The following is a 25,617-nucleotide window of genomic DNA, read 5'->3' as shown; positions in this document are numbered from 1 at the left end:
CAAATATATCATTTTTTGTGAAATACCGAGCAATGATTCCGCTATGTTTGTGAAATGTTGAGCAATTTACCAGATTGGAGGAAAAACATCATGAGTGAGTTGGTATTAGCCCGCATTCAATTTGCATCTACAACATTGTTTCACTTCTTGTTTGTGCCTATGTCTATCGGGCTTGTGTTTATGGTTGCTTTGATGGAGACGCTTTACGTTGTCAAAAAACAAGAGACCTATCTCAAAATGGCTAAATTTTGGGGGCATCTCTTTTTAATTAACTTTGCTGTCGGCGTCGTCACAGGGATTCTTCAGGAATTCCAGTTCGGATTGAACTGGTCTGATTATTCCCGTTTTGTCGGGGACGTATTTGGGGCTCCGCTTGCGATTGAAGCGCTTTTGGCGTTTTTTATGGAGTCTATTTTTATCGGATTATGGATTTTCGGCTGGGACCGTTTATCTAAAAAAGTGCATTTGCTTTGCATTTGGCTTGTATCCTTCGGAACGATTATGTCATCTTTCTGGATTTTGACGGCAAACTCATTCATGCAGGAGCCGGTCGGCTTTACGATTAAAAACGGCCGCGCGGAAATGAATGACTTCGGAGCGCTTTTGACAAACCCTCAGCTTTGGGTTGAATTCCCTCACGTCATTTTCGGAGCGCTTGCGACGGGTGCTTTCTTTATCGCCGGTGTCAGCGCATTTAAATTATTGAAGAAAAAAGAAGTGCCTTTCTTCCATAAATCTTTCAAGCTTTCGATGATTGTCGGTCTGATCGCCGGTATCGGCGTTGCGTTCAGCGGACACATGCAGGCTGAACATTTAATGGAATCGCAGCCGATGAAAATGGCCGCCAGTGAAGCGCTTTGGGATGACAGCGGTGATCCTGCCGCGTGGACGGCTTTTGCGAATATTGATACGAATAAAGAAAAAAACACATCAGAAATTTCAATTCCTTACGCACTCAGCTACTTGGCTTACCAGAAGTTCAGCGGCAGTGTGAAAGGGATGAAAACACTTCAAAAAGAATATGAAAAAACGTACGGAAAAGGCGACTATATCCCGCCTGTCAAAACGACGTTCTGGAGTTTCCGCATTATGGCGGGCGCGGGCGCGCTTATGATTTTTGCCGCGATTGCAGGCTTTATTCTGAACCGCCGCAAAAAGCTCCATACGAGCAAGTGGTATTTACGGGGCATGATCGCACTGATCGCATTCCCGTTCATTGCGAACTCTGCCGGTTGGATTATGACTGAAATCGGCCGCCAGCCGTGGACGGTTATGGGGCAAATGACAACCGCACAATCCGTTTCGCCTAACGTAACGACGGGATCTCTGCTGTTTTCAATTATCGGTTTCGGCGTCATGTACTTGATTTTAGGCGCGCTGCTTGTCTTCCTATTCGTTCGTGAAATTAAAAAAGGTGCGGACCATGATGATCACAAGGATGTTCCTGTATCAACGGATCCGTTCAGTCAGGAGGTCTACCATGGGGTCACTTCATGATCTTTGGTTTGTACTCGTTTCAGTTTTGTTTGTCGGATTTTTCTTTTTAGAAGGTTTTGATTTCGGTGTCGGCATTTCGACCCGATTTCTTGGCCATAATGAATTAGAACGCAGAGTGCTGATTAACACCATCGGCCCGTTCTGGGATGCGAATGAGGTATGGCTGCTGACAGGTACGGGAGCGATCTTCGCGGCATTCCCGAACTGGTATGCGACGATGCTGAGCGGATATTATATTCCGTTTATCATCATCCTTCTTGCTTTAATGGGCCGCGGGGTGGCGTTTGAATTCCGCGGAAAAGTGAATCATTTAAAATGGGTCAAAACATGGGACTGGGTGATTTTCTTCGGCAGCCTTATCCCGCCGTTTGTATTCGGCCTTATCTTCACAAGCTTGTTCCGCGGCATGCCGATTGACGGCCATATGAATATGCATGCGGGTTTCTCAGATATTGTGAACGTGTATTCCGTCCTTGGCGGAGCAGCCGTCACCCTTCTTTCATTCCTGCACGGTTTAATGTTTGTCACACTGCGCACGATCGGTGATTTACAAGAGCGTGCGAGAAAAATGGCAAAACGCGTAATCGGTGTTATCTTTCTTGTTGTACTTGCTTTCTTTGCGATGTCTGCATACGATACGGATATGTTTACACGCCGGGCAAACATCACGATTCCGGTATTCGTGCTGATTGTCATCTGCAACGTTCTTGCTGTTGTGTTCATGAGCAAGAAAAAAGACGGCTGGGCATTCGGTATGACCGGCGGGGGTCTTGCTTTGACAGTTGCGATGATTTTTATCTCTCTGTTCCCGCGCGTCATGGTCAGCTCGCTGAAAAGCGCGTATGACTTAACAGTAGCTAACGCGTCATCCGGTGATTATTCACTTAAAGTCATGACAATTGCCGCACTGACTCTGCTGCCGTTTGTCATCGGCAGTCAGATCTGGAGCTATTATGTCTTCCGGAAACGCGTCAGCCATAAGGAGCCTATGACTTATTAATGGGAAAAGACCTGTTTCTTTATAAAGGAATGAAGCGGATTCTTGCGATCATTACGGGATTAACGATTATACAAACGGCCGCCATCATCTTGCAGGCGGAATGGCTGAGCCAGGCGGTAACCGGATTATTTAACGGGAAGCGGATTGCTTCTCTTTATCCGGTTATCGGCTTTTTCCTGCTTGCGTTTTTGGTCCGGCATGCGGTGACAGCGGTCCGGCAGAAAATCGTATACCAATATGCCGCGCAAACCGGCGCAGACTTAAGAAAAAGATTTCTTGAGCAATTGTTCCGTCTCGGCCCCCGCTTTGCGAAAAAAGAGGGGACAGGCCGGATGGTGACGCTGGCGATGGAAGGCATCAGCCAGTTCCGCCGTTATTTAGAGCTGTTTCTGCCGAAAATGGTCAGCATGGCGATTGTGCCGGCGGCTGTTGTTATTTACGTGTTTTTTCAGGATAAAACATCGGCTTTGATTCTGATTCTTGCGCTTCCGATTTTGATTGTATTTATGATTCTGCTCGGACTTGTCGCACAGAAAAAAGCCGATCGCCAATGGAAGTCCTATCAGACGCTTTCCAATCATTTCGTGGATTCGCTCCGCGGACTGGAGACATTGCGGTTTTTAGGATTAAGCAAATCACACAGTAAAAACATCTTTCATGTCAGTGAGAGATACCGCAAGGCGACGATGAGCACGCTCCGGGTCGCGTTTTTATCATCATTCGCCCTGGATTTCTTTACGATGCTGTCGGTGGCGACAGTGGCGGTGTTTCTCGGCCTGCGGCTGATAGACGGACAAATTCTGCTCGGTCCGGCATTGACCGCGCTGATTCTCGCGCCTGAATATTTTCTCCCGGTCCGCGAAGTGGGAAATGATTACCACGCGACGTTAAACGGGCAGGAGGCGGGGAAAACCATTCAAGCGATTTTGGCGCAGCCCGGTTTTAAAGAAGAAAAGCCGCTCGAACTTGATACGTGGACTGACGGGGATGAATTACAGCTTACGCGTTTGTCCGTCCGAGAATCGATGTCTGAATTTCATCTGTCCTTTAAAGGGAAGAAGAAAATCGGAATTATCGGGGAAAGCGGTGCGGGAAAATCGACACTCATTGATGTGCTGGGCGGCTTTTTAGAGCCTGCGTCCGGTGAGATCAAGGTAAACGGTGAATCCCGCTCGCATCTTCAGTCGGACGGCTGGCAGAAGCAGCTGCTCTATATTCCGCAGCATCCGTACATTTTTGATGACACGCTTTTGAATAATATCCGGTTTTATCATCCTGATGCTTCCCGTGAGGAAACGGCGCGCGCCGCTGATTCAGCGGGTCTTTCCGGACTGATCCGCGATCTGCCCGGCGGTCTTGACGGCCGGATCGGCGAGGGCGGACGGACGCTCAGCGGAGGGCAGGCTCAGCGTGTCGCGCTGGCCAGAGCCTTTTTAGGAAACCGGCCGATTCTCCTTTTGGATGAGCCGACCGCTCACCTTGATATTGAAACAGAATATGAAATAAAAGAAACGATGGAAGACCTGTTTGAAAACAAACTTGTCTTTCTGGCCACTCACCGTCTTCACTGGATGCTTGAGATGGACGAAATTATCGTGCTTGATGACGGCGCGGTGGCGGAAATCGGCACCCACGACGAATTGATGGCGAAACAAGGCGTATATGCCAAACTTGTAAAGGCGCAACTGGGGGAAAGAACATGAGAAAAGAAGAATGGATTCTGCCGTATATAAAGCAAAATGCCCGTTTGTTTGTTCTTGTGATTTTTTTAGGCGCGGTGACGATTTTTTCGGCGGCCTTTCTCATGTTCACTTCCGGTTTTTTGATCTCTAAGTCGGCGACAAGGCCTGAGAATATCCTGCTGGTGTACGTTCCGATTGTGGCCGTGCGCACCTTCGGGATTGCCCGTTCAGTCTCACGGTACGCCGAGCGCCTGACGGGGCACCATATCATTTTGAAAATCGTGTCCGATATGAGGGTGCGGCTTTACAATATGCTGGAGCCGGCCTCGCTCATGCTTTCATCCCGTTTTCGGACGGGCGACATGCTCGGCATTTTGGCTGAGGATATTGAGCATTTGCAGGATGCGTTTTTAAAAACGATTTTCCCGGCGGTTTCCGCTTTGCTGCTGTATGCGGCATCCGTTATCGGACTCGGCTTTTTTTCCTGGCCGTTTGCCGCTTTTGCGGCGATTTACCTGTTTATATTGGTTGTATTGTTTCCGGTTGTGTCGCTTCTTGTGACGAGAGCGAAAAACATGAGGCTGAAAAGCGGCCGGAATACGCTCTACAGCCGGCTGACAGATGCCGTGCTCGGCGTGAGCGACTGGATGTTCTCGGGACGCCAGGCGGCCTTTATTTCCTCTTATGAAGAGAAAGAGAAGGCATGGTTTATCCTTGAAAGCAAACGTCAGCGGTTTACGAGATGGCGTGATCTCGCCGCGCAATGCCTCGTCGGCGGCTTCATATTGATCATGCTGTTCTGGACGGCGGGTCAGTATGCGGACGGCAGCATCGCCAACACGATGATCGCGGCCTTTGTGCTTGTCGTATTTCCATTGACGGAGGCGTTTCTGCCCCTTTCGGATGCGCTGACGGAAGTGCCTTCTTATCAGGATTCCATCAAAAGAATGAGTAAGGCGGCTCCGGAGTTGCGAAGTCATGAGGTGAAGCAGACCGATGAGAAACTGGATGTATCTGATGTGACACTTACATTTGATAACGTGACGTTTTCTTATGATCAGCACAGTCATGTGCTTGACCGTTTTTCCTTCACTCTCCGCCAGGGGGAAAAAATGGCGCTGCTCGGCAGGAGCGGCTCCGGTAAGTCGACCTCTCTCGCTTTAATTGAAGGCGCCTTAGTTCCCGATTCGGGCAAGGTGATGCTGAACGGGCTGGAAACTGCGGCCGTGCAGGAGCAGATTTCCTCAGCGGTGGCCGTTTTGAATCAGAAACCTCATCTCTTTAACACGAGCATTATGAACAATATCCGGCTCGGAAACGGCAAGGCGAGTGATGAAGATGTTAAGCGTGCGGCTCGGCAAGTGAAGCTGCATGATTATATTGAATCACTGCCTGACGGATATGAAACGTCCGTGCAGGAGACGGGGATTCGTTTTTCAGGCGGGGAACGGCAGCGGATCGCGCTTGCCCGTATTCTGCTCCAAGACACGCCGGTCATTATCCTTGATGAACCGACGGTCGGCCTTGATGCGGTCACTGAACGTGAATTGCTTGATACGATTTTTGATGTTTTTAAAGAGAAAACGATCCTCTGGATTACACACCATTTAGCGGGTGTGGAAACAGCTGATAAAATCGTCTTTTTAGAAAATGGAAAAGCAGAAATGGAAGGAACCCATCAAGAGCTGCTTGCAGAAAACGAACGGTACCGGAAGCTTTACCGTCTTGATGTTCCGATCAGAACATAAACAGCCGCAAACGAGCGGCTGTTTTTTTTGGGCGGTTTAAAATCTCTTCTTGTTTGGAATATAAATAGGAGACAGAAGAGGAGGTACAGAGATGAATATAATGGATTGGACGGAACAGGATGTGAAAGATACGCTGCCGAAACGGGAGGCGGACAGCCATAAAGGAACGTTCGGGACGGCGTTATTGCTGGCCGGGAGCGATGACATGCCGGGAGCCGCCCTTCTGGCCGGATTGGGTGCGATGAGAAGCGGTGTCGGCAAGCTCGTCATCGGTACATCGGCAGGCGTCATTCCGCTTATCGTCCCGGTGCTGCCGGAAGCCACGTACTGGCGGGACGGCTGGAAAAAAGCCGCGGCGGGCCAGCCCGGGGAAACCGTCCGGGCCGCTGCCATCGGGCCGGGCCTTCCCCAAACAGACGAAGTGCAGCAGGCGGCTGATCAGCTGCTTTCTGGCGATTATCCCGTCATACTGGACGCGGGCGCCATTACGAAAAGAACCTATTCAAAGAGGAAAGCTCCCGTGATCTTGACGCCTCATCCCGGCGAATTTTCCAGAATGACAGGCCTTCCGATTCAAGAGATTCAGCAGAACAGAGCGGAATATGCCGCGGAATGGGCGGAGCGGCTTCATGTCACGATTGTCCTGAAAGGAAACGAAACCATTATCGCTTTTCCCGACGGGGAATGCCGCAGGAATACAACCGGAAACGGCGCGCTTGCAAAAGGCGGGACCGGCGACACGCTGACGGGAATGATTCTCGGCATGCTGTGCTGTCATCAAGACCCGAAGCATGCCGTATTGAACGCCGTCCGCCTTCACGGCGAATGTGCGGAAGTATGGACGAAAGAGCGCTCCGCCCATACCTTATTGGCGCACGAACTTTCTGAACTGCTGCCGCGTGTATGGAAGGAATATGAATAAAGAAAAGGCGTCTTCATAGGGAAGGCGCCTCTTTTTGTTTTACCCTTGATTTCATCAGGACATAATACAGCAGCGACGGAACGGCCAGGCCGATGACCCAGGCAATGTCGCCTCCGCCGAATATTTCAGCGAGCGGCCCGATGTAAAAGGAGGTATTGATGAACGGGATTTCTAATATAATCGACAAAACGAAGGCGGCCGCTGTAATCCAATTGACCCTGCCGTATTGCCCGTTGACGTCAAACATCGATTTGACGTGGTATTTTCCGCGGCGGATAAAATAGTAATCCACGAGGTTGATCGCCGTCCATGGAATTAAGAAATAACTGATGAAAAAGATGAAATTTAAAAACAGTTCCATGAAATTGCTTTGGCCCAAGAGACTTAATACAGTACCCGCTGCCGTCACACAAAGGATCATTACCACTCTCGTTTTCGGCGTCACCTTCAGTTTTAAAAACGGCTCCAAGGTAGTCGTGGTTGACATAAAGGCTCCGTATAAATTAAAGACGTTGATCGCCATTTGCCCGAACAGGACGATGATCAGCATAATAAAGGAAAACGGACCGAACAATCGGACAATCTCATTTCCCGCATTAGCGGTAAATTCCGGGAGCGCCGTCGTCAAAATGGCGCCGAGAAGCATCATCCAGATGGAACTGACTGACGTACCTGCATAGCTGTACCAAAAAGTATGCGATGCCGGTGTTTTGACCGGCAGATAACGGGAATAATCTGCGACATATGGCGCGTATGCCAGCTGCCATGTGGCCACCGCGCTGACCGCCACTAGAAAAACAGGCAGATCTAATGAGCCGGGCACCCAGCTTCCTGAAGGAATCGGCAGTTGAAAAATAAGAATCGTTGCAGCAAAAAAAACGGCAAAGGAGGTCCAAGAGAGGATTTTCTGCATTTTGTGAATCAGATCATGACCGTAGATCGTGAGTAAAAAACAGATGGCGCTTAAGCCGATAATACACCATGAAGCCGGAATCGGGACAAAGCTGCTCAGTGTACCGGCTGCGAGAATCGTACTGCTCGCAAAGAAGCCCAGGTAGATAAACATGACCAAAAAGAGGGGCAGAATCGCTCCGATCACGCCGAATTGCGCGCGGCTTTGAATCATTTGCGGAATTCCGAGCTGAGGTCCTTGTGCGGAATGAGACGCCATAAAGATTGCGCCGATAAAGGTTCCGATCACAATGGCGGCGATACTCCAAAAGAGATCGAGTCCCATTGTAACAGGCAGTGTGCCTGTGACTAACGTCGTAATATGCATATTCGCCCCGAACCAGACGGGGAATAAATCTTTGGCCTTTCCGTGTCTTTCGTCATGCGGAATATGTTCAATCGTTCGCCTTTCTACTTTCAATAGATAATCTCCTCCGTATGTTCTTCTTTAACATAAAGACATAGCTTAACAGATTGACCTGCCGTTTACAAATTCCAGCATACAGGAAAAACATTGTAAAGCCCCGCTGACAGCCGTTCAAAGTTTTTTTGAAAAACGGTACAAACACTGCCGCCAAAACGATTTGCCAGAGTTTAAAAGGCATGGATATGATTACGGACTAATATGTATGAAGGAGAAATGTGTCAATCTTTTGACGAATGGAGCCATTATTCGTTAAGCTGAAAGAATAGTTTACTTTGTGTAAATTTCATTAATGAAAAGGGGATTGATGATATGTGTACAAGTCTTACATTGAAAACGACAGACGGTAATCACCTATTGGCGCGAACGATGGATTTTGCATTTCAGCTCGGTACGGACGTCGTGCTTTACCCTCGTCAGTACAGCTGGAAAAGCGAAGCTGACGGCAGGATGCATAAGACGAAATACGCATTTATCGGCATGGGGAGAAATCTCGGCAATGTTCTGTTTGCCGACGGTGTAAATGAAAAAGGGCTGTCGTGTGCGACGCTGTATTTTCCGGGCTTTGCGGGATACGAGAAAGCGGAACGGGAGGGAACCTGTCACATCGCTCCTCATGAGTTTGTCACCTGGGCCTTATCAAACTGTGAATCTCTTGAAGACATAAAGGAAAAGCTCTCAATGCTGACGATTGTAGAGAAGAAGTTAATGTTATTGGATACGGTGCTGCCTCTTCATTGGATTTTATCAGACCGCACGGGCGGCTGCATTGTCATCGAGCCGACACCGGAGGGAATGAAAGTATATGACAACAAACCCGGAGTGATGACCAACAGTCCGGAATTCCCTTGGCATGTGACCAATCTGCGCCATTATATCGGAATCAGGCCGCAGCAGTCAGAAAGCAAAACATTGGGCGGAATGACATTAACCGCTTTCGGCCAAGGATCTGGAACGATCGGCCTTCCCGGTGATTACACGCCGCCATCCCGGTTCATCAGAGCCGCTTATCTGAAAGAGCATTTAGAGCCTGCCGCCCATGAAACGGATGGCGTTACGGCCGCTTTTCACGTGCTGTCCAATGTGAATATTCCAAAAGGCGCGGTGATCACAGAGGAGAATGAAATTGATTATACGCAGTATACGTCGGTCATGTGCTGTGACACCGGAAACTACTACTTTCATCTGTACGACAACCGGCAGATTCACAAAGTAAGTTTATTCCATGAAGATCTTGACCGTCCGGAGCCGAAAGTATTTGCGGCCGCGGCGGAGCAGAATATACAGGAGCTGAATTAGCTCAAAAAAAACAGGACGCGATTGTCCTGTTTTTTTATTTAATACGGATCAGACGGATGGCTTTCCTGTTCAGCCTGTTTTGCGGCTTGTGCCGTATCAGTAGTGCCGATCGGCCCGCCGCTGCTGCTTTCGGAGGCTTTTTTCAGCCCTTCCGCAACACGTTTTCCGTAGTCCGGATCTGCTTTTGTGAAATTCTCAATCATTTGATCCTGAATGTCTTTCCGGCAGGAAGAAAGCGTATTGACCAGGTTTGTGATCAATTCGTGCCGTTCAAATTCCGAAAATCTGCGGTATGTTTCTCCGGCCTGGCCGAAATTATTCGGCCGGTCGATCGCTTCCCGCTTCACATCGCCTACGACATGAGGTGTATGGTCTTTCCCATCCTGCTTTGCTTCGGTGAGTCCTCCCATAATGGACGGCTCATAGTTGACGTGCGGGTTTTGTCCTTCTGCCCGATCGACACGATACTGCATTTGCCCGCCTTCCTGGTTGGTGGCGACATGCTTTTTCGGCGAGTTGATCGGAAGCTGCAGGTAATTTGCGCCGACGCGGTACCGCTGGGTATCTGAATAGGCGAATGTCCGCCCCTGAAGTAATTTGTCATCTGAAAAATCAAGGCCGTCCACAAGCACGCCCGTTCCGAATGATGCTTGTTCCACCTCGGCATGGTAGTTTTCCGGGTTTTTGTTCAGAACCAATTTACCGATCGGCTTCCAAGTGAAATCGTCTTTATACCACAGCTTGGTCGGATCAAGCGGATCAAAATCCAGCTCGGGGTGCTCGTCATCAGTCATGATTTGCGCATACACTTCCCATTCAGGATAATCGCCTTTTTCAATCGCTTCATACAAATCCTGTGTCGCATGGTTAAAGTTTTTCCCCTGAATCTCTTCCGCTTCCTTCTGTGTCAGGTTGCGGATGCCCTGTTTCGGTTCAAAGTGATATTTGACGAGCACGGCTTTTCCTTCTTCATTGACCCATTTGTAGGCATGGACGCCTGAGCCCTGCATCTGCCGGTAGTTGGCCGGGATGCCCCACGGCGAAAACAAGAAAGTGATCATATGAGTCGCTTCCGGTGATTGGGAAATGAAGTCGAAAATACGCTCGCCGTCCTGAATGTTCGTAACGGGATCAGGCTGAAATGCGTGCACAAGATCCGGGAACTTCAGCGGATCACGGATAAAAAAGATTTTCAGGTTGTTGCCGACCAGATCCCAGTTGCCGTCTTCGGTATAAAGCTTAACGGCAAAACCCCGGGGATCACGCAATGTTTCCGGGGAATGCTTCCCGTGGTTGACGGTAGAAAACCGCACAAACGCCGGAGTTTTCGTTCCTTTCTTTTGAAACACTTTCGCTCTTGTATATTTAGAAATCTCCTCGTCTCCAAAACTTCCGTACGCCTCAAAGTATCCGTGTGCGCCGGCGCCGCGCGCGTGAACGACGCGCTCGGGAATCCGTTCGCGGTCAAAGTGGCTGATTTTCTCCAAAAAATCATAATTCTCCAATGTCGTCGGTCCTCTATTGCCGACTGTCCTGACATTCTGGTTGTCAGTGACCGGATGGCCCTGCCGGTTTGTCAGCGTGTCTTCTGACTCGCCTTTACCGGTCGTCTTACTGGAAAGCGTTTCTTCGCTGTTTTTGTTATTTTCCATTGTTGAACCCTCCTTTTTGAACGGTAACAATATGCCCAGCAGAGCCGTTTTTTAAAACCGATTTTCAAAAGAAGCGGTTATTCCGCGATCGGCGTCAAGGACCCGCCGTTCCATATTTCGCCCTTGTTCAGCGTCCAGCTGTTTTGATAAAGGCTTTGCGCGCCTTGATTGGCCGCCGGACTTAATTGTTCATCCCATGTCAAAAAGTACGTGGTCTGAGGGTATTTTTGCCTGATCGCATTAATAAAAGCAGCATAATCAAAGCTTCCGATATTGCCGGACGGACCGGTTTCGGCAAAGGCAAACGGTTTTTTCAGAGACAGCATTTCATCATAGCCTGATATCGCATACGGATCAGTGAAGTAAGCGTCCAGACCGGTAATATCCACATAAGATGAGCCTGGGTAGAAGTCTGTTTTAAAGTCTCTGTTGGCATCCGGCGAATACACCCACAAAAGGTTATCCAATCCTCTTGTTTCTGTCATATAGCGGTATATCTTCTTGTAAAGCTCTTTGTACAGCGAGATTCTCTCCGTGTCTTTTTGGTTGTAGCCTGTCAGCCCCCACCAGAACCACTCGCCGTTCATTTCATGCAGCGGTCTGAACAGAACGGTGACGCCTTGATTTTTCAGCTGAGTAAGGCCGTCGGCGATTTTGCTGAGCAGCGCCTCAAGCCGTTTTCCTTCCACAGTTGAAGGGTCCAGGATGTTTTTGTACTGGCTGTTTGAGATGGCCGTTTTATAGTTTCCGGATGGAAAGGCCGGATTTGCGAGATGCAGGCTGACCTGAGGGAGGCCGCCGCTTTTCCAGTATGAGATTAAGCTGCTGTTGCAGCTGTAATCGATAGTATCGGTGATATCCGCTGTTTCCAGCCACCCTCTCCCATAGTCACAGCCGTAGATGGCGGGAGACTGTCCCGTCGCGTTTTTCAAGCGGTTTTCCTCTGTCATTGAAAAAGTGACATCGCTGTAGCCGCCGAACGCTCCGGACATGACCCTGTTTTCTGAACGGTTGGGCAGGTGCGCCAGCCAGTTCATGATATCTTTTGTCGTCTGCTGGGCATTTGGGTTGACGGGATAAACGGTGTGAGCCGATATCGGACTGGCGGCTCCTAAGAGTAATAAAACGATAGACAGGCAGACTGCTAACTTTTTAAGCATATAAAAGACCTCCTGATTTTTAAGATGATGAAGGATGTGAAACGATAACCTCACAATCTCCTTCTATAACAAAATCTCCGGAATCCGCCGGCATGATAAAGTGATCGCCTTTGTGAACGGGGCATCCATCCAGTTCTCCGCGTCCTTTAATGACGCTTGCGAGTAAATACCGGCCGGGTGCGGGGAATGATGCTTTCCCGCTCACATCCCATTGATAAACTGAAAAGAAAGGTGTTTCGGCGAGTATCGTAATAAGAGCATCTCCGATCCGATGCTTTGTGCTTTTTACATTTTCATCGGTATGGGGAATGTCTGTTACGTCAATTGCTTTCTCAAGATGAAGCTCGCGTTTATTCCCGTTCCCATCCGTCCGGTCATAGTCGTAAAGCCGGTAGGTGGCATCAGAGCTTTGCTGGATTTCAAGAACGAGCGAACCTTCACATAAAGCATGCAGTGTGCCGCTCGGGACATAGAAAAAGTCGCCGGGCTTAATGGGGATGCGGCGGAGCAGGTGATCCCACTCGTTTCGTTCAATGAGCCGAACGAAATCTTCTTTTGTTTGGGCGCGGTGCCCTAAAATGAGCTCTGCGTCTTTTTTGCAGTCCAACACGTACCAGCATTCCGTTTTTCCGAGTTCTCCGTTTTCATGCCGATGTGCATATGCGTCATCCGGATGAACCTGCACGGATAAGTCCATATTTGCGTCAAGAATTTTTGTGAGCAGGGGAAAAGCGTCTTCTTTCGGATGTCCGAACAGGTCAGGGTGTTCATTCCAGAGACGGTGTAATGATGTTCCGGAAAAAGGCCCGTTCCGCACGATGGATGTACCGTGCGGATGAGCTGAAATCGCCCAGCACTCTCCCGTCCGCTCAGAAGGAATCTCATACCCGAATGTATCGCGCAGCTTCGTCCCGCCCCATAATCTTTCTTTAAAAACCGGTTCCAAAAATAAGAGTTTCGTCATTTTCCCGCCTCCCGGTTTGCCGTCTCTAATGCGCGCTCCGCCAATACGAGCGAACCGGCCGCGCCGGAGTGAATCCCTAATTGAGGGGGAACGATGAAGTGTTCAATGTCGGGCAGGTCAATATATTGATTCAGCCGCTTTTTCACGTGCTGACGGATATAAGAGAACAGCTGATGCTGCTTCATGACGCCCCCGCCGAGAATGATCTTTTCAGGCGAAAGTATGAGAATATACTGCACAAGCGCTTCAGCAATATAAAAGCCCTCAAGCTCCCACACTTCCTGCTGATCCGCCAGCAGATATGCTTTTTTCCCCCAGCGTTTCTCAATGGCGGGGCCTGCCGCGAGGCCTTCCAGGCAATCTGTATGGTAAGGACAATTGCCTTTGTAGCCGTCGTCCGGGTGTCTTCTGACATAAATGTGGCCCATTTCAGGATGAGACAGCCCTTGAACAAATCTGCCGTTCATGATGGCGCCCGCTCCGATGCCAGTGCCGACCGTCAAATAGAGGCAGCTGTCCGCGTTTTTGGCCGCGCCGAAAGAAGCTTCTCCGAGCGCCGCCGCATTAACGTCGGTGGTGAAGCCTGCGGGAATATCCAGAGCGCTTTTGATCGTTTGAAGAATAGGGCAGTTCCGCCAGGCTGTCTTCGGCGTCGCGGTGATGCACCCGTATGTTTGACTGTCGGGACGGATGTCAATCGGTCCGAACGACCCGATGCCGATGGCTTCTATCGGGAAATCTTTAAAGTAACGGATGACCTGTCTGAGTGTGTCATCCGGTTCTCCCGTCGGAAACTCCGCTCTGTCCAGAATGGTTCCGTCTTTTTGTCCGGCGGCACAGACAAATTTCGTGCCGCCGGCTTCAATACCTCCAAGCATGGCCGTACCTCCTCATCTGTTAAAATCCGTTTTGATCGGAAACGGCTTTGAACCAGCGGCCGCTTTTTTTGACGGTCCGTTCGCCCCCGTTTTCCAGATTGACAGATACAAAGCCATAGCGGTTTTTATAAGCATTTGTCCAAGACCAGTTGTCCATGAAAGTCCAAAGATGATAGCCTTTAACATTTGAACCTTCTCCGATGGCCCGATGCACCCATTTGAGATGTTCCTGGATAAATTCAATCCTGTAATCATCCTGAATGATGCCGTTTTCATCGCGGAAGCGTTCCTCGCCTTCAACTCCCATGCCGTTCTCGGAAATAAAACATTCGATATTTCCGTAATGTTCTCTGAGATTGGTGAGAATGTCATAGATTCCTTTTTCGTAAATTTCCCACCCGCGGTGAGGGTTCATTTTCCGTCCGGGCATGACGTACGGATCGAAGAAACGCTCAGGCAGGAAAGGGGCATGCGGATTCGGAACATGTTCTTTTGCCTTGACGCGTCTCGGCTGGTAGTAGTTCACGCCTAACAGGTCAACCGTATGCTCCTGAATGAGGCGGAGATCTTCTTTCTCATAACGCGGCAGAAAGCCTTCCGCCTTGAGAATCTCGACAAGCTCCTCAGGAAATTCGCCCTTTACGGCGGGATCTAAAAATGAGCGGTTGAAAAAGGCATCGGCAATCCGGGATGCTTTCAGATCTTCAGGATGTGAGCTTCTCGGATAAGAAGGGGTGAGATTCAGAATGATTCCGATTTGTCCGTCCTGTTTCAATTCTCTGTAGGCTTTGACAGCCCTTGCATTCGACAGCAGGGTATGGAAGCCGGCCTGCACCGCTTCTTGAAAATTAACGTGATTCGGGTAGTGAAAGTCGTATAAGTAGCCGCCTTCAATCGGCACAATCGGCTCGTTGTGAGTGAACCATTTTTTCACTTTGTCACCGAATAGCGAAAAGCAGGTTTTGGCGTAATGTTCAAACGCGTAAACGGTGTCCCGGCTGACCCAGCCTCCCTTACGCTGAAGGGCAAGCGGCATGTCGAAGTGGAACAAATTGACAAACGGCTCAATGCGATGGGCAAGCATTTCATCGATGACGTCCTGATAAAACGCGACCGCTTTCTGATTGACCTCGTCAGTTCCGTCCGGAATCAATCTTGACCAGGAAATAGACAGCCGGAAGGAGTTGTGGCCGATTTCTTTCATCAGCCGGATATCCTCCTTGTATTGATCATAAAAACGTGACGTGTCGCCGGGGCCGACGCCGTTAAAAAAACGGCTCGGCTCTTTTTCATACCAGTAATCCCATATGTTTTGGCTTTTTCCGTCTCTGTCAGCGGCGCCTTCTGTTTGGGTGGCGGAGGCGGAAGACCCCCACCAGAATCCTTCCGGAAAACGATATTGAATATTTGATTCAGTCAATTGATTTCTCTCCCTTACTGCGATTTTGATTACATACTCATGCTGTCATCCCGGGCATGCTGCTCGGTCTCGGCTTCTTTTTCCTTTGCCATATTTAATTTGTCCAGCGCTTTAAGAAACGGGAACCAGATGACAAAGACAATACAGAGGTTGACCAGCTGCATAATGCCGCCCATGACGGAATTGGTCGCCATAATCCCGTTAATGAAAAGGGGGACGGTCCAGGGCACGGTCACGCCGGTAGGAGGGGGCACGATCCCCGCCGACATGGCCAGATAGGTGACGAGCGTGACAACCATCGGCGCGATCACCCACGGAATGATAATGATCGGGTTCATCACGATCGGCAAACCGAAAATAACCGGCTCATTGACGTTGAAAATACCTGGCGCGAGACCGAGTTTGGATATCTGTTTCATCTGTTTGCTTTTCATAAAAAGCAAGATGGTGATCACTATGGCCAATGTCATTCCGGTTCCGCCCATTCCGACGGTGTAAATCTCCATAAACGGCTTAGAAATAATATGGGGAATCTCTTTTCCCGCTGTATACGCAGCCAAATTTTCGACCTGTAATGTATTCCAGATCGGGTCCATCACGGAATTGATAATGATCTGTCCGTGAAGTCCGAAAAACCATAAAATCTGAATAAAGAAAACAGCGATTAATGTAGGAATGATGCCGCTTCCAAGTCCGACAAGCGGGGCTTGAACCGTATGATAAATGACATCATGCAGATTGGTGTGAAAGATCTGGGTGACAGCCGCATTGATCAAGAGGAAGACGGTAAGCGTGATAAAAGCCGGAATCAATGCGGCGAACGATTTAGCAACAGCCGGAGGAACACCGGCAGGCATCTTAATCGTTAAGTTTCTCTGGACGATTCTTCTGTAGATTTCACCTGACAAAAACGCGGTCATCATGCCGAGAAACATTCCTTTTGCACCAAGCCGGTCAACCGGAATGACGCCTGCGACCGCTTTGCCCGTTTCCGGCTCTAAGACGAAAGGGGTGAGCAGCAGAAAAGAAACCAATGCGATCGCTCCGCCGAATACGGCCTCCACTTCGTAGCTTTTGGAAAGGTAATAGCCGATCCCGAAGACGACAAAAATAGACATAATCCCCATCGTCGCCGTTGAAGCGCCGCCAAATCCGGATTGAAAGACAGACAGGGCGGAGCTGCTCATGATTTTGTTTAAAAACGGCAGGTTCGTCAGCACGACGAACACCGAACCGAAAATGGTCAGCGGAAACGCCAGCATAAAAGCATCCCGTAAAACTTGCAAATAGCGGTTATTGTTTAATTTGCCCGCGATCGGAACAAGGAATTGGCTGATTTTCTCAAACACGTCTTCACCCCCGGCTTTTTATAAATTTTTTGATTGAAATAAGTCGAGCATTTCTTTGACGAGCTCTTTCATTGAAAGCGCTGACATTAAGTGATCTTCAGCATGCATAAAAAGCAGAGAGACATCCGTTTTGGCGCCGCCGGCTTCTTTTTGAATCATCTGAAAATGGATGTCGTGCGCTTTTCCCAGTTCTTCTTCAGCCTTTGTCAGAAAGGTGTCTGACTCATCTGGCCGGCCGTCTTTATAAGCGCGTATCGATTGAATAATACAGCTGCGGGCATTGCCGCTGTGAAGAATCAGCTGAAAACTGATCTGTTCATCCGTGTACGTTTCCATGCTTATCGCCTCCTTTATTTGTTCTCTATCAAGGCAACGGCCTGTTCGTATGCTTTTTTGCCGTCTCCCATGCCGTATGCCATCATATCAATCACATCAACGGTGATGTGAAGCGGGTCCGCCTCTTTTTGAAGCTCGCCTTTTAAAAAACTCATCTGCGGGCCGATCAGTACGACATCTGCGTCTTTCATCGCTTCTTTTGCTTTATCCTGTCCGACTGCCCAAATCTCGGCCTCCTCACCGATGGAGCTGGCGTAATTCTGCATTTTCGTGACAAGAAGGCTGGTGGACATGCCTGAGCTGCAGGCTAATAAAATTCTTTTCATGAGGAATCCCTTCTTTCATAAAGTTAAAACGTTTTCATGAATATTATAATCTTTTGAAATTAAATGTCTATGCTTTTAAAATATAAAAGTTTAACTTTTCGGATTTTTGACACAAAAAAACCTTTTAAGATTCAACTTAAAAGGTTTTTCATCTCAAGCGAGCCATAACAGCCATAAATAAAGTCCGATCAGGGTGATGAATAACGTCGGAATGGTTAATATCAGACCTGTTTTGAAATACATTCCCCAGGAAATTTTCACGTTTTTCCGGCTCAGCACGTGGAGCCATAACAATGTCGCCAGCGACCCGATCGGCGTGATTTTCGGCCCGAGGTCAGAACCGATAACATTCGCGTAAATCAGTGCTTCTCTCATCAGCCCGTGAGTGTCCGTTCCGCTGATGGCTATGGCGTCAATCATCACCGTCGGCAGGTTATTCATAACGGAGGAGAGGATCGCAGCGATAAAACCCATTCCGAGTGTGCCCGCAAACAACCCGTGATCCGCCGCTTTCTGAATAAGCTGAGAAAGAAGATCCGTCAGTCCGGCATTCCGCAAGCCGTACACGACAACATACATGCCGACAGAAAAAAACACGATGGCCCACGGGGCGTCCTTGATGACTTGTTTCGCAGGGACGGCGGGGCTTCGCTGCGCCAGAATGAGAAAAATGACCGCGATGGAACCGGCAACGAAGGAAACGGGTATCGACAGCAGCGCGCTGACGAAATACCCGATCAATAAAACGGCCAGCACAGCCCATGATAACCGGAAAAGGCGCTCATCCTTAATGGCGGATGCAGGATGTTTCACAAGGCTGGTGTCAAACCGTTTCGGAATGTTTTTTCTGAAATAGAGATACAGCACCAAAATGCTTGCCGCCAAAGAAAAGAGGTTGGGCACCAGCATGCGTGATGCATATTCAATGTATCCGATATGAAAGTAATCGGCGGATACGATATTGACCAAATTGCTTACAACGAGCGGGAGCGAGGTGGTGTCGGCGATGAATCCTCCGGCGATAATAAACGGAAAAACCAGTTTTTCAGGTAAATTCAAAGCCCGCACCATCGCCAGTACGATCGGCGTCAAAATGAGCGCCGCTCCGTCATTGGCAAACAGGGCGGAGACAACAGCCCCTAAGACCGACACATAGAGAAACATCCGCAGCCCGCTGCCTTTGGCCGCCATGGCCATATGCAGCGCGGCCCACTCAAAAAAACCGATACTGTCAAGAATTAATGAAATGATAATAATGGCGATAAAGGCGAGTGTCGCATTCCAGACGATCCCCGTCACTTCCGCGATATCGTGCAGGCTGACTGCTCCGGCGATCAAAGCGAGGACCGCTCCGCCGCAGGCAGACCAGCCGATTGATATATGTTTCGGCTGCCATATGACAAACACAAGTGTCAGCACAAAAATCAGCGCTGATAAAACCGCAACTCCCAAGAATATATCCCCCTTACCGGCATGTAACAGTGACTTCTTTTTGCCGCAATGTCTGTAAAACTTCGTCCTTTTCATCTATCTGCTGCAGAATCGAGCAAACCAGCGCGTATTTCGGTCCGGACGGATGAATGGCATAGTACCGCCATTGGCCCTCGCGTCTTTCCCGCACAAGGCCGGCGTTCTTTAATTTCCGCAAGTGCTGGCTGATGCCGGGCTGACTTATATGAAAAATAGCCGTCAGCTCGCAGACACAATATTCCTTATCCTCCAGAAGCTTCAGCATCAAAAGCCTCGTCGGGTCGCTTAGAAGTTTGAGGCACTGGCTGATCCCTTCGGAACTTAAAGCATTATGCCGCCGTTCCATGCGCTCACTCCTTTTTTACACTATTATATAAGCAGATATTTATATAAGTAAACGGCAATATAAAAAAAGCCGGTCTTGCACTTTTCGCAAAACCGGCTCATGTTTATTTTTGGAACAGTTTTTTCGCTTCATCCATTGCTAATTTATTTCCCAGTGCCGAATAATCAAGCCAAGGCTGATCGGCAATTTTATAGACATGGTTTGCTTTCACGGCCTTAAGCCCTTTCCATACAGCGCTTTTTTGCAATTCTTTATAGGCTTGCTGTGACTTGTCGTCTCTGTTAACGACCACGAAAATCGCATCCGCGTTGTAATCAGGCAGCACTTCTTGAGAAATGACTTCATAAGGGCGGGAGGTGTTCATTTCTTTAATGCCGTCAGCCGGTTTCAGCTTCAGATCGTCAAACAGAATCGGTCCCATCGGGCGGCGTGTGCTGAAGACGCGAAGCTCTTTTGCGTTCACGCGGATCGCCATGACTTTGGCGTTTTTCCCTAATTCCTTATTCATCATGGATCTGACTTGTTTTGTTTCATCTTCGTAATCTTGAATAAATGTTTTCGCTTCTTTTTCACGGTTGACGATTTTTCCGATGTCTTTTAAATGATCGCGCCATGTGCCTTTATCAAGGTCGAAAACGTGTGTGTTTCCGATTTTCTTGTATTTTGACACATCTTTTCCCGCAAATTCTTTATCAAGATAAATGTTGTCTGGATTCAGCTCAAGTAAAGCTTCCATATCCGGGTCTGATGCAGGTCCGAGTTTTTTCGTGTCTTTCAGCTGATTTTTCACATGAGGGAGAAAATCTTTTAATTCTCCGCCCACGACGGAACCGGCAGGTGTAACGCCGAGAGCCAGCAGATCATTTGTCAGGTGAATGGACATCGAAGCGATTTTATGATCGCCGGATTTCTTTTTTGACTCCGGCTGTGATGAATCGGATTGGCAGGCAGCCAGTAAGAAAATACACATGAAACTGATGAGCGCAATTGTTTTTTTCATGGGAATACTCCTTGTTTTATGATTTGATTTTCATGACGAGATAGAGAAAATACGGCGCGCCGATGGCTGCCGCAACCACGCCGGCCGGAATGGCGTTCGGCTGAAACAAAGACCGGCCGATGGTGTCTGCCGCGACAAGAATGACAAGGCCGATTAATCCCGCAATCGGAATAATATGCTGATGCATGGTGCCGACGAGCCGTCTTGCCAAGTGAGGGGCGGCAAAGCCGATAAAGCCGATTCCGCCGGCCATCGCGACGCTCGCGCAGGACAAGCCGACCGCTATGGCGATCAGCATGATCCTTTTTCTCTGCACGTGTGCGCCGAGCCCCGCGGCTGCCTGGTCACCGAGCATTAAAATATTCAAAGACCGGGCGTTCAGCCATGCAAGCGGTGCGAGAATGCCGATCCAGGGCAATAGCGACCACACGTGAATCCAATCTCTGCCCCAGACGTTTCCCACCAGCCAGCGGGAAGCGAATGTATAAGTTTCTTCATTCAGGCGCAGCGACATAAACAATGTAACGGCGCTGAAGCCCGCGGAAACGGCGATCCCGACCAACAGCATGCGGATCGTTAAAAAACCGTTCAGCCTGTCGTACGTAAGCACTACGATCAGCAGGGCGGCGAGTGTTCCGCCCGCAAACGTAAACAGCGGGATGAACATCGACGCCTGCGCCTCCAGGGAATGAAAGAATGTGATATACATCATCAAACCGAAGGAAGCGCCGGCATGCAGTCCGAGAATGCCCGGATCGGCAAGCGGATTTCGGGATACACCCTGCAAAATAGCGCCCGACACGCCTAAGCCGATACCGGCCAGCATCGTCACCAGAATCCGGGGGAGCCGGTAATCGAATAAAACGGTCGTGCTTTGAAACGTGCCGTATCCGAACAGCGTTTTTCCCACGGTGAGGGGAGAAAGCCGGAATGAGCCCGTATGCAGCCCGATCAGAATAATGCAAACGGCGATGACCAGCAGAACGAGACCTGCCGCCGCCGCTTTTTTTGTTTCTTTCTGCACTTTCATTTATAAGTCTCTCCCTTCCTTGCGGGCAATATAAAGAAAGAAAGGGACACCGACAAGTGCGACCATGATGCCTATCGCCAATTCTCTCGGGGGACTGACCGTGCGTGAGGCCAAGTCGGCCAAAATCAAAAGAATCGCCCCAAGCAACGCGGACATCGGAATAATCAGCCTGTACGTAACGCCGACGATCTTTCGCGCGATATGAGGAATGACCAGCCCGACAAAGCCGATCGCGCCGGCAGCGGAAACAGACACACCGGCAAGAACGACGGCGATCATTAATCCGGCGGCACGCGTCAGAGCCGTGTTCACCCCTAAATTCGCCGCCACGTCATTTCCCATTGAGAGAAGGGTGACGGACCGGCCCATGAATGTCGCGAGAATGATGAAGACCGCAATCACGGGAACAAGGACTTGTAAATGAGCCCACTTGATCCCTGACACCCCGCCGGCGTACCAGAAGGCCAAATCCTGGCTTAAATCGTAATAAATCGCCACACCGGTACTGAGTGAATGTAAGAGCGCGGCCACGACCGCCCCGGCAAGCGTCACCTTTAAAGGTGTCATGCTGCTTTTTCCCGCCGCACTGATAAAGAAAATCAAGCCGGTGCTTGCCAGTGCTCCCAAAAATGACATCACCATCAGCAGGGCATATGACAAATGAGGGAAAAAAGCAAAGCTGAGCGCAACAACAAACATGGCGCCCGCGTTTACGCCTAAGACACCCGAATCGGCAAGCGGATTTCTCGTGACACCCTGCATGAGGGCGCCGGCTGCGGCAAAAGCGGCTCCTGTAACGGCCGCGCCGAGCACTCTCGGAAGACGCAATTCATGAATGATCTGCTGGCCCGTTATGTTCGGATTGTAATCAGCAACAGCCGACCAAACCGTATGTAAAGTAATGTCTTTCGCGCCGAATGAGACGGCGAAAAAAATAGAAACAAGCAGCCCGACCACCGCGATCAGGAAGAAAACCCCGTTTTTTAAGATGCTGATCAGACGGCTTGCGGACGTGACAGAATCGCTCAAAAATCAATTCACCTACTTTTATGATCATTGTCCGGCATTTATTGAATATGAGAATCATTTTCATTTGAACCATCATATTATACCGGGCCGATTTTCAAAACGCAATAGAGTGTTCAACAATGATGCCCTTTTTTCTTTCATGTTTATATTGTAAAAAAGAAGTGAAAAACGTGAAAGAGGAAATCGCTATATTCAGAAAGGAGGGAGGCAAATGGCGGGAGAACGAAAGCCTTTGCCGATTGAATTTTACCAAAGGCCGTCAGTAGAGCTTGCCCCTTTATTGCTCGGCTGTCTCTTAGTAAAAGAGACGGATGAGGGAACGGCTTCAGGTTTTATCGTGGAAACGGAAGCTTATATGGGAGCGGATGACCGGGCGGCGCACAGCTTCGGCAACCGGCGCACGAAACGGACGGAAATTATGTTCCATGAGGCGGGCCGCATTTATACATACGTCATGCACACTCATACATTAATGAACGTCGTCGCCGCGGACATCGGCATTCCGCAGGCCGTGTTAATCAGGGCGGCGGAGCCTCATGAAGGACAGTTCCTGATGGAGAGCAGGAGACCGGGCAGACCCCCGAGAGAGTGGACAAACGGCCCGGGAAAACTGACGAAGGCGATGGGCATTTCAATGAACGACTACGGCGGCATGATCACGGAACCGCCGCTGTATATTACGGAGGGCTTTACGCCTGAACATATATCAACAGGCCCGAGAATCGGGATTGACAACAGCGGAGAAGCCCGGGATTATCCGTGGCGCTATTGGGTGACGGGGAACCGGTATGTCTCACGCTGACCATGTTTATAAACGCTGATAACAGGGGAAAGACAAGGTAAAAGAAAGGGGATTCAGACATTGAAAAAATTTTTCAAAACGATTATCAAATGGGCGCCCGTCATCTATCCGATCATCAGAAAAATCATAAAAGAACGGAAGGCATCTAAGCGGAACCGCATGTCCGCATCCCGAACAGCCGGCTGATCCGGCTGTTTTTTTTACGGGCTTGGCATCGGATTGCCGCATTGACTTGAAATCCTCCCCAGTATAGAATTTACATACATTTACCCCTTCCTCATTCTTTTTGCCCATTTTTCACGTCTGCATCTGATCTGATAGGAGGTTTTTCTCATGCTTCATGGGCGGCTTCGTGAACTTCTGCGCTTGCTTTTAGCTGCTGAAACACCGGTTACAAGCTCAGTCATCGCTGCAAATGTAAAGGTAACGACGCGGACGGTCCGCAATGACATAAAGGAACTGCAAACCATTGTAGAAAAACACGGCGCATCCATTCAATCTGTCAGAGGGAGCGGCTATAAGCTGCTGATCCGGAATGAGCAGCCGTTTAAAAACTGGCTTCAGGACAATTTCCAGCAGAACAGCACCGTGCCGATTTTTCCCGATGAACGGATAGATTACCTGATGAAAAGAATGCTTCTGGCCGACGGCTACCTCAAGCTGGATGACTTAGCGGAAGAACTGTTCATCAGTAAATCCACACTTCAATCTGATTTAAAAGAAGTCAAAAAACGGCTCCGCCCCTATGACATCATTTTGGAAACAAGGCCGAACTACGGCTTTAAGCTGCGCGGCGAAGAGCTCCGCCTCCGTTATTGTATGGCGGAATACTTAGTGGACGACCGCGAGCCCGAGCCTGATCTCCTGAGTGAAAAGGCCGGTATTCTGCCGAAAGACGACATTCATGTGATCCGCACAGCCATTATGAAGCAGGTTCGAAACCATAAGATCCCGCTTTCTTTCTTCGGCCTGAACAATCTCATCATCCATATCGCCATTGCCTGCAAACGAATCCGGACAGAAAACTATGTATCTCTCATTCCGGAAGATCTTCATGATATTAAGCTCGAAACAGAATATCAGTCAGCGGAAGCCATCGTAAAAGAGCTTGAATCGGCACTTTCGGTCACCTTTCCTGAACAGGAAACAGCCTATATCGCCATTCACCTGCTCGGGACAAAGCGCATGACCCAGTCACAAATGGAAGGAAAAGAGCTTACAAGGCTGATAGACGGGGAAACCAGCCGTTTGACGGAGGCCATGATTGAAGCCATTGAGCGGGAGCTGAAGCTCGGAATCACGGACGACAATGAGCTGAAAGCGGGTCTTGCGCTCCATATCAAGCCGGCGATTAACCGAAACCGGTACGGAATGAACCTGAGAAACCCGATGCTCTCCGCCATAAAGGAGAATTATCCGCTCGCATTTGAAGCGGGAGTGATTGCGGGAATCGTAATCAAGGAGCAAACCGGCATTGATATTCATGAAAATGAGATCGGATATTTGGCGCTTCATTTCGGAGCCGCCATTGAAAGGAGAAAGACGGAACGGCCGCCTAAACGCTGTCTGATTGTCTGTGCGTCCGGCGCCGGCAGCGCGCAGCTTTTAAGAGAAAAGCTCCGTTCCCGGTTCGCAAAGCGTATTGAAATCGTCGGAACGGCTGATTACTGCAGCCTTGACCAGCTTTCCTTTGAGTCGATTGATTTTGTGGTCAGCACCGTGCCGATCAAAAAAGACCTGCCTGTTCCCGTATTGAAGGTTCATACGCTGTTGGGCGGCGGGGATTTTACAAAAATCGACGCCATGCTGGAAGAAAAGCGGGAACAATTGAACTTTCTGAAACCGGAGCTGGTATTTTTGCAGCAGGATCTGGAGACGAAGGAGGACGTCATCCGTTTTCTCGGACAGCAGGTTGCAGAAGCCGGCCTCGCTTCTGATTCTCTGACCGATTCTATTTTTGAAAGGGAAGCGATTTCTCCTACGAGTTTCGGCAATCTTACGGCGATTCCGCACCCGCTCGTTCCGCAGACAGACACGACGTTTTGGGCGGTATGCACGCTGAAGAAGCCGATTGACTGGGCGGATAAGCGTGTCCAATTTGTCTGCCTGCTCTGCGTCGAGAAAGAAAGCAAAGCCGACCTCCAGCATATGTACAAATGGCTCGGCGGGATGTTGGATGATCCGGCCGCGGTAAGCCGTCTCTTAAAATGCACAACCTATCAGGAGGTTTTACGAGTATTCAGAGACAAACGATCAGCACCTTTTTTCCGTTAGCAGCGGAAAAAGCCTGAGTAGTTATGAAAGCGATTTCATAATATGATGGTACTAACAT

Annotated in this window: 23 protein-coding genes; 9 read left to right on the top strand and 14 right to left on the bottom strand. The window is 49.4% G+C overall.

The window, feature by feature from the left end; genetic code table 11:
- Positions 1–90: 90 nt before the first annotated feature.
- From VP472_RS18975 to VP472_RS18955, 5 genes are all read left to right on the top strand, one after another.
- Positions 91–1,497: a cytochrome ubiquinol oxidase subunit I gene (locus tag VP472_RS18975; protein WP_014306093.1), complete on the top strand. Its 1,407-nt coding sequence runs from the start codon at positions 91–93 to the stop codon at positions 1,495–1,497.
- The gene (gene cydB, locus VP472_RS18970; protein ID WP_146275820.1) at positions 1,481–2,497 is read left to right on the top strand and encodes a cytochrome d ubiquinol oxidase subunit II; all 1,017 of its coding nucleotides are present in this window, start codon (positions 1,481–1,483) and stop codon (positions 2,495–2,497) included. Before VP472_RS18975 ends, cydB begins: the two co-directional genes overlap by 17 nt.
- Entirely contained in the window at positions 2,497–4,200 is a 1,704-nt protein-coding gene (gene cydD, locus VP472_RS18965; RefSeq protein ID WP_039253325.1) for a thiol reductant ABC exporter subunit CydD, read from the top strand. The genes cydB and cydD overlap by 1 nt, the downstream gene beginning before the upstream one ends.
- The gene (cydC, locus tag VP472_RS18960) at positions 4,197–5,927 is read left to right on the top strand and encodes a thiol reductant ABC exporter subunit CydC (RefSeq protein ID WP_146275818.1); all 1,731 of its coding nucleotides are present in this window, start codon (positions 4,197–4,199) and stop codon (positions 5,925–5,927) included. The genes cydD and cydC overlap by 4 nt, the downstream gene beginning before the upstream one ends.
- 91 nt (positions 5,928–6,018) lie before the next feature.
- A complete protein-coding gene (locus VP472_RS18955) occupies positions 6,019–6,849 on the top strand; it encodes an NAD(P)H-hydrate dehydratase (protein WP_025650056.1) in 831 nt (276 codons plus the stop codon).
- 13 nt (positions 6,850–6,862) lie between these two features.
- Here the strand turns inward: VP472_RS18955 and VP472_RS18950 are convergent, their stop codons facing one another.
- On the bottom strand, positions 6,863–8,221 hold the full coding sequence (locus VP472_RS18950; protein WP_088056373.1) for a purine-cytosine permease family protein: 1,359 nt from the start codon (positions 8,219–8,221) through the stop codon (positions 6,863–6,865).
- 315 nt (positions 8,222–8,536) lie between these two features.
- Here VP472_RS18950 and VP472_RS18945 point away from each other — a divergent pair, with 315 nt between their 5' ends.
- A complete protein-coding gene (locus VP472_RS18945) occupies positions 8,537–9,523 on the top strand; it encodes a choloylglycine hydrolase family protein (RefSeq protein WP_003150840.1) in 987 nt (328 codons plus the stop codon).
- 38 nt (positions 9,524–9,561) lie between these two features.
- On the opposite strand, the gene katX is transcribed toward VP472_RS18945, so the two are convergent.
- From katX to VP472_RS18880, 13 genes are all read right to left on the bottom strand, one after another.
- On the bottom strand, positions 9,562–11,175 hold the full coding sequence (katX, locus tag VP472_RS18940; protein WP_146275816.1) for a catalase KatX: 1,614 nt from the start codon (positions 11,173–11,175) through the stop codon (positions 9,562–9,564).
- A gap of 77 nt (positions 11,176–11,252) precedes the next feature.
- On the bottom strand, positions 11,253–12,335 hold the full coding sequence (locus VP472_RS18935) for a glycosyl hydrolase (protein WP_077723033.1): 1,083 nt from the start codon (positions 12,333–12,335) through the stop codon (positions 11,253–11,255).
- Positions 12,336–12,354: 19 nt separating this feature from the next.
- Entirely contained in the window at positions 12,355–13,299 is a 945-nt protein-coding gene (gene manA, locus VP472_RS18930; protein WP_146275814.1) for a mannose-6-phosphate isomerase, class I, read from the bottom strand.
- Positions 13,296–14,177 (bottom strand): ROK family protein, encoded by an 882-nt coding sequence (locus VP472_RS18925; protein WP_102422071.1) that lies wholly within the window; start codon positions 14,175–14,177, stop codon positions 13,296–13,298. Before VP472_RS18925 ends, manA begins: the two co-directional genes overlap by 4 nt.
- Before the next feature lie 19 nt (positions 14,178–14,196).
- The gene (locus VP472_RS18920; protein ID WP_146275813.1) at positions 14,197–15,597 is read right to left on the bottom strand and encodes a glycoside hydrolase family 1 protein; all 1,401 of its coding nucleotides are present in this window, start codon (positions 15,595–15,597) and stop codon (positions 14,197–14,199) included.
- Between the two features lie 29 nt (positions 15,598–15,626).
- Complete coding sequence (gene celB, locus VP472_RS18915; RefSeq protein ID WP_029972940.1) at positions 15,627–16,946, bottom strand: PTS cellobiose transporter subunit IIC; 1,320 nt, start codon at positions 16,944–16,946, stop codon at positions 15,627–15,629.
- A gap of 18 nt (positions 16,947–16,964) precedes the next feature.
- Positions 16,965–17,282 (bottom strand): PTS lactose/cellobiose transporter subunit IIA, encoded by a 318-nt coding sequence (locus VP472_RS18910; RefSeq protein WP_003150849.1) that lies wholly within the window; start codon positions 17,280–17,282, stop codon positions 16,965–16,967.
- Positions 17,283–17,296: 14 nt separating this feature from the next.
- Positions 17,297–17,608 carry a PTS sugar transporter subunit IIB gene (locus tag VP472_RS18905; RefSeq protein WP_003150851.1) on the bottom strand — a complete coding sequence of 104 codons (312 nt, stop codon included), beginning with the start codon at positions 17,606–17,608 and terminating at the stop codon, positions 17,297–17,299.
- A gap of 153 nt (positions 17,609–17,761) precedes the next feature.
- Positions 17,762–19,060, bottom strand: coding sequence for an arsenical efflux pump membrane protein ArsB (locus VP472_RS18900; protein WP_017418621.1), 1,299 nt, complete (start codon positions 19,058–19,060; stop codon positions 17,762–17,764).
- A gap of 13 nt (positions 19,061–19,073) precedes the next feature.
- Positions 19,074–19,424: an ArsR/SmtB family transcription factor gene (locus VP472_RS18895; RefSeq protein ID WP_146275811.1), complete on the bottom strand. Its 351-nt coding sequence runs from the start codon at positions 19,422–19,424 to the stop codon at positions 19,074–19,076.
- A gap of 103 nt (positions 19,425–19,527) precedes the next feature.
- Positions 19,528–20,424, bottom strand: a complete 897-nt coding sequence (locus VP472_RS18890) for an ABC transporter substrate-binding protein (RefSeq protein ID WP_032868637.1) — start codon at positions 20,422–20,424, stop codon at positions 19,528–19,530.
- A 16-nt stretch (positions 20,425–20,440) separates the two neighbouring features.
- The gene (locus VP472_RS18885; RefSeq protein WP_003150856.1) at positions 20,441–21,454 is read right to left on the bottom strand and encodes a FecCD family ABC transporter permease; all 1,014 of its coding nucleotides are present in this window, start codon (positions 21,452–21,454) and stop codon (positions 20,441–20,443) included.
- Positions 21,455–22,453 (bottom strand): FecCD family ABC transporter permease, encoded by a 999-nt coding sequence (locus tag VP472_RS18880; protein WP_225979785.1) that lies wholly within the window; start codon positions 22,451–22,453, stop codon positions 21,455–21,457. It lies immediately after the preceding gene.
- Positions 22,454–22,694: 241 nt separating this feature from the next.
- Here VP472_RS18880 and VP472_RS18875 point away from each other — a divergent pair, with 241 nt between their 5' ends.
- The 3 genes from VP472_RS18875 (at position 22,695) to licR (ending at position 25,559) form a co-directional block, all read left to right on the top strand.
- Positions 22,695–23,285, top strand: a complete 591-nt coding sequence (locus VP472_RS18875) for a DNA-3-methyladenine glycosylase (RefSeq protein ID WP_032875710.1) — start codon at positions 22,695–22,697, stop codon at positions 23,283–23,285.
- A 51-nt stretch (positions 23,286–23,336) separates the two neighbouring features.
- Entirely contained in the window at positions 23,337–23,471 is a 135-nt protein-coding gene (locus tag VP472_RS18870) for a hypothetical protein (protein WP_369719122.1), read from the top strand.
- A gap of 147 nt (positions 23,472–23,618) precedes the next feature.
- Positions 23,619–25,559, top strand: coding sequence for a transcriptional regulator LicR (gene licR / locus VP472_RS18865; protein ID WP_146275807.1), 1,941 nt, complete (start codon positions 23,619–23,621; stop codon positions 25,557–25,559).
- Positions 25,560–25,617 lie beyond the last annotated feature (58 nt).

Origin of the sequence: Bacillus sp. MT(2024) (genome assembly GCF_036362845.1) — a bacterium.
GTDB lineage: Bacteria > Bacillota > Bacilli > Bacillales > Bacillaceae > Bacillus > Bacillus velezensis.
The sequence above is the reverse complement of the archived record's forward strand: the minus strand, read 5'-3'. Positions and strand labels throughout refer to the sequence as shown.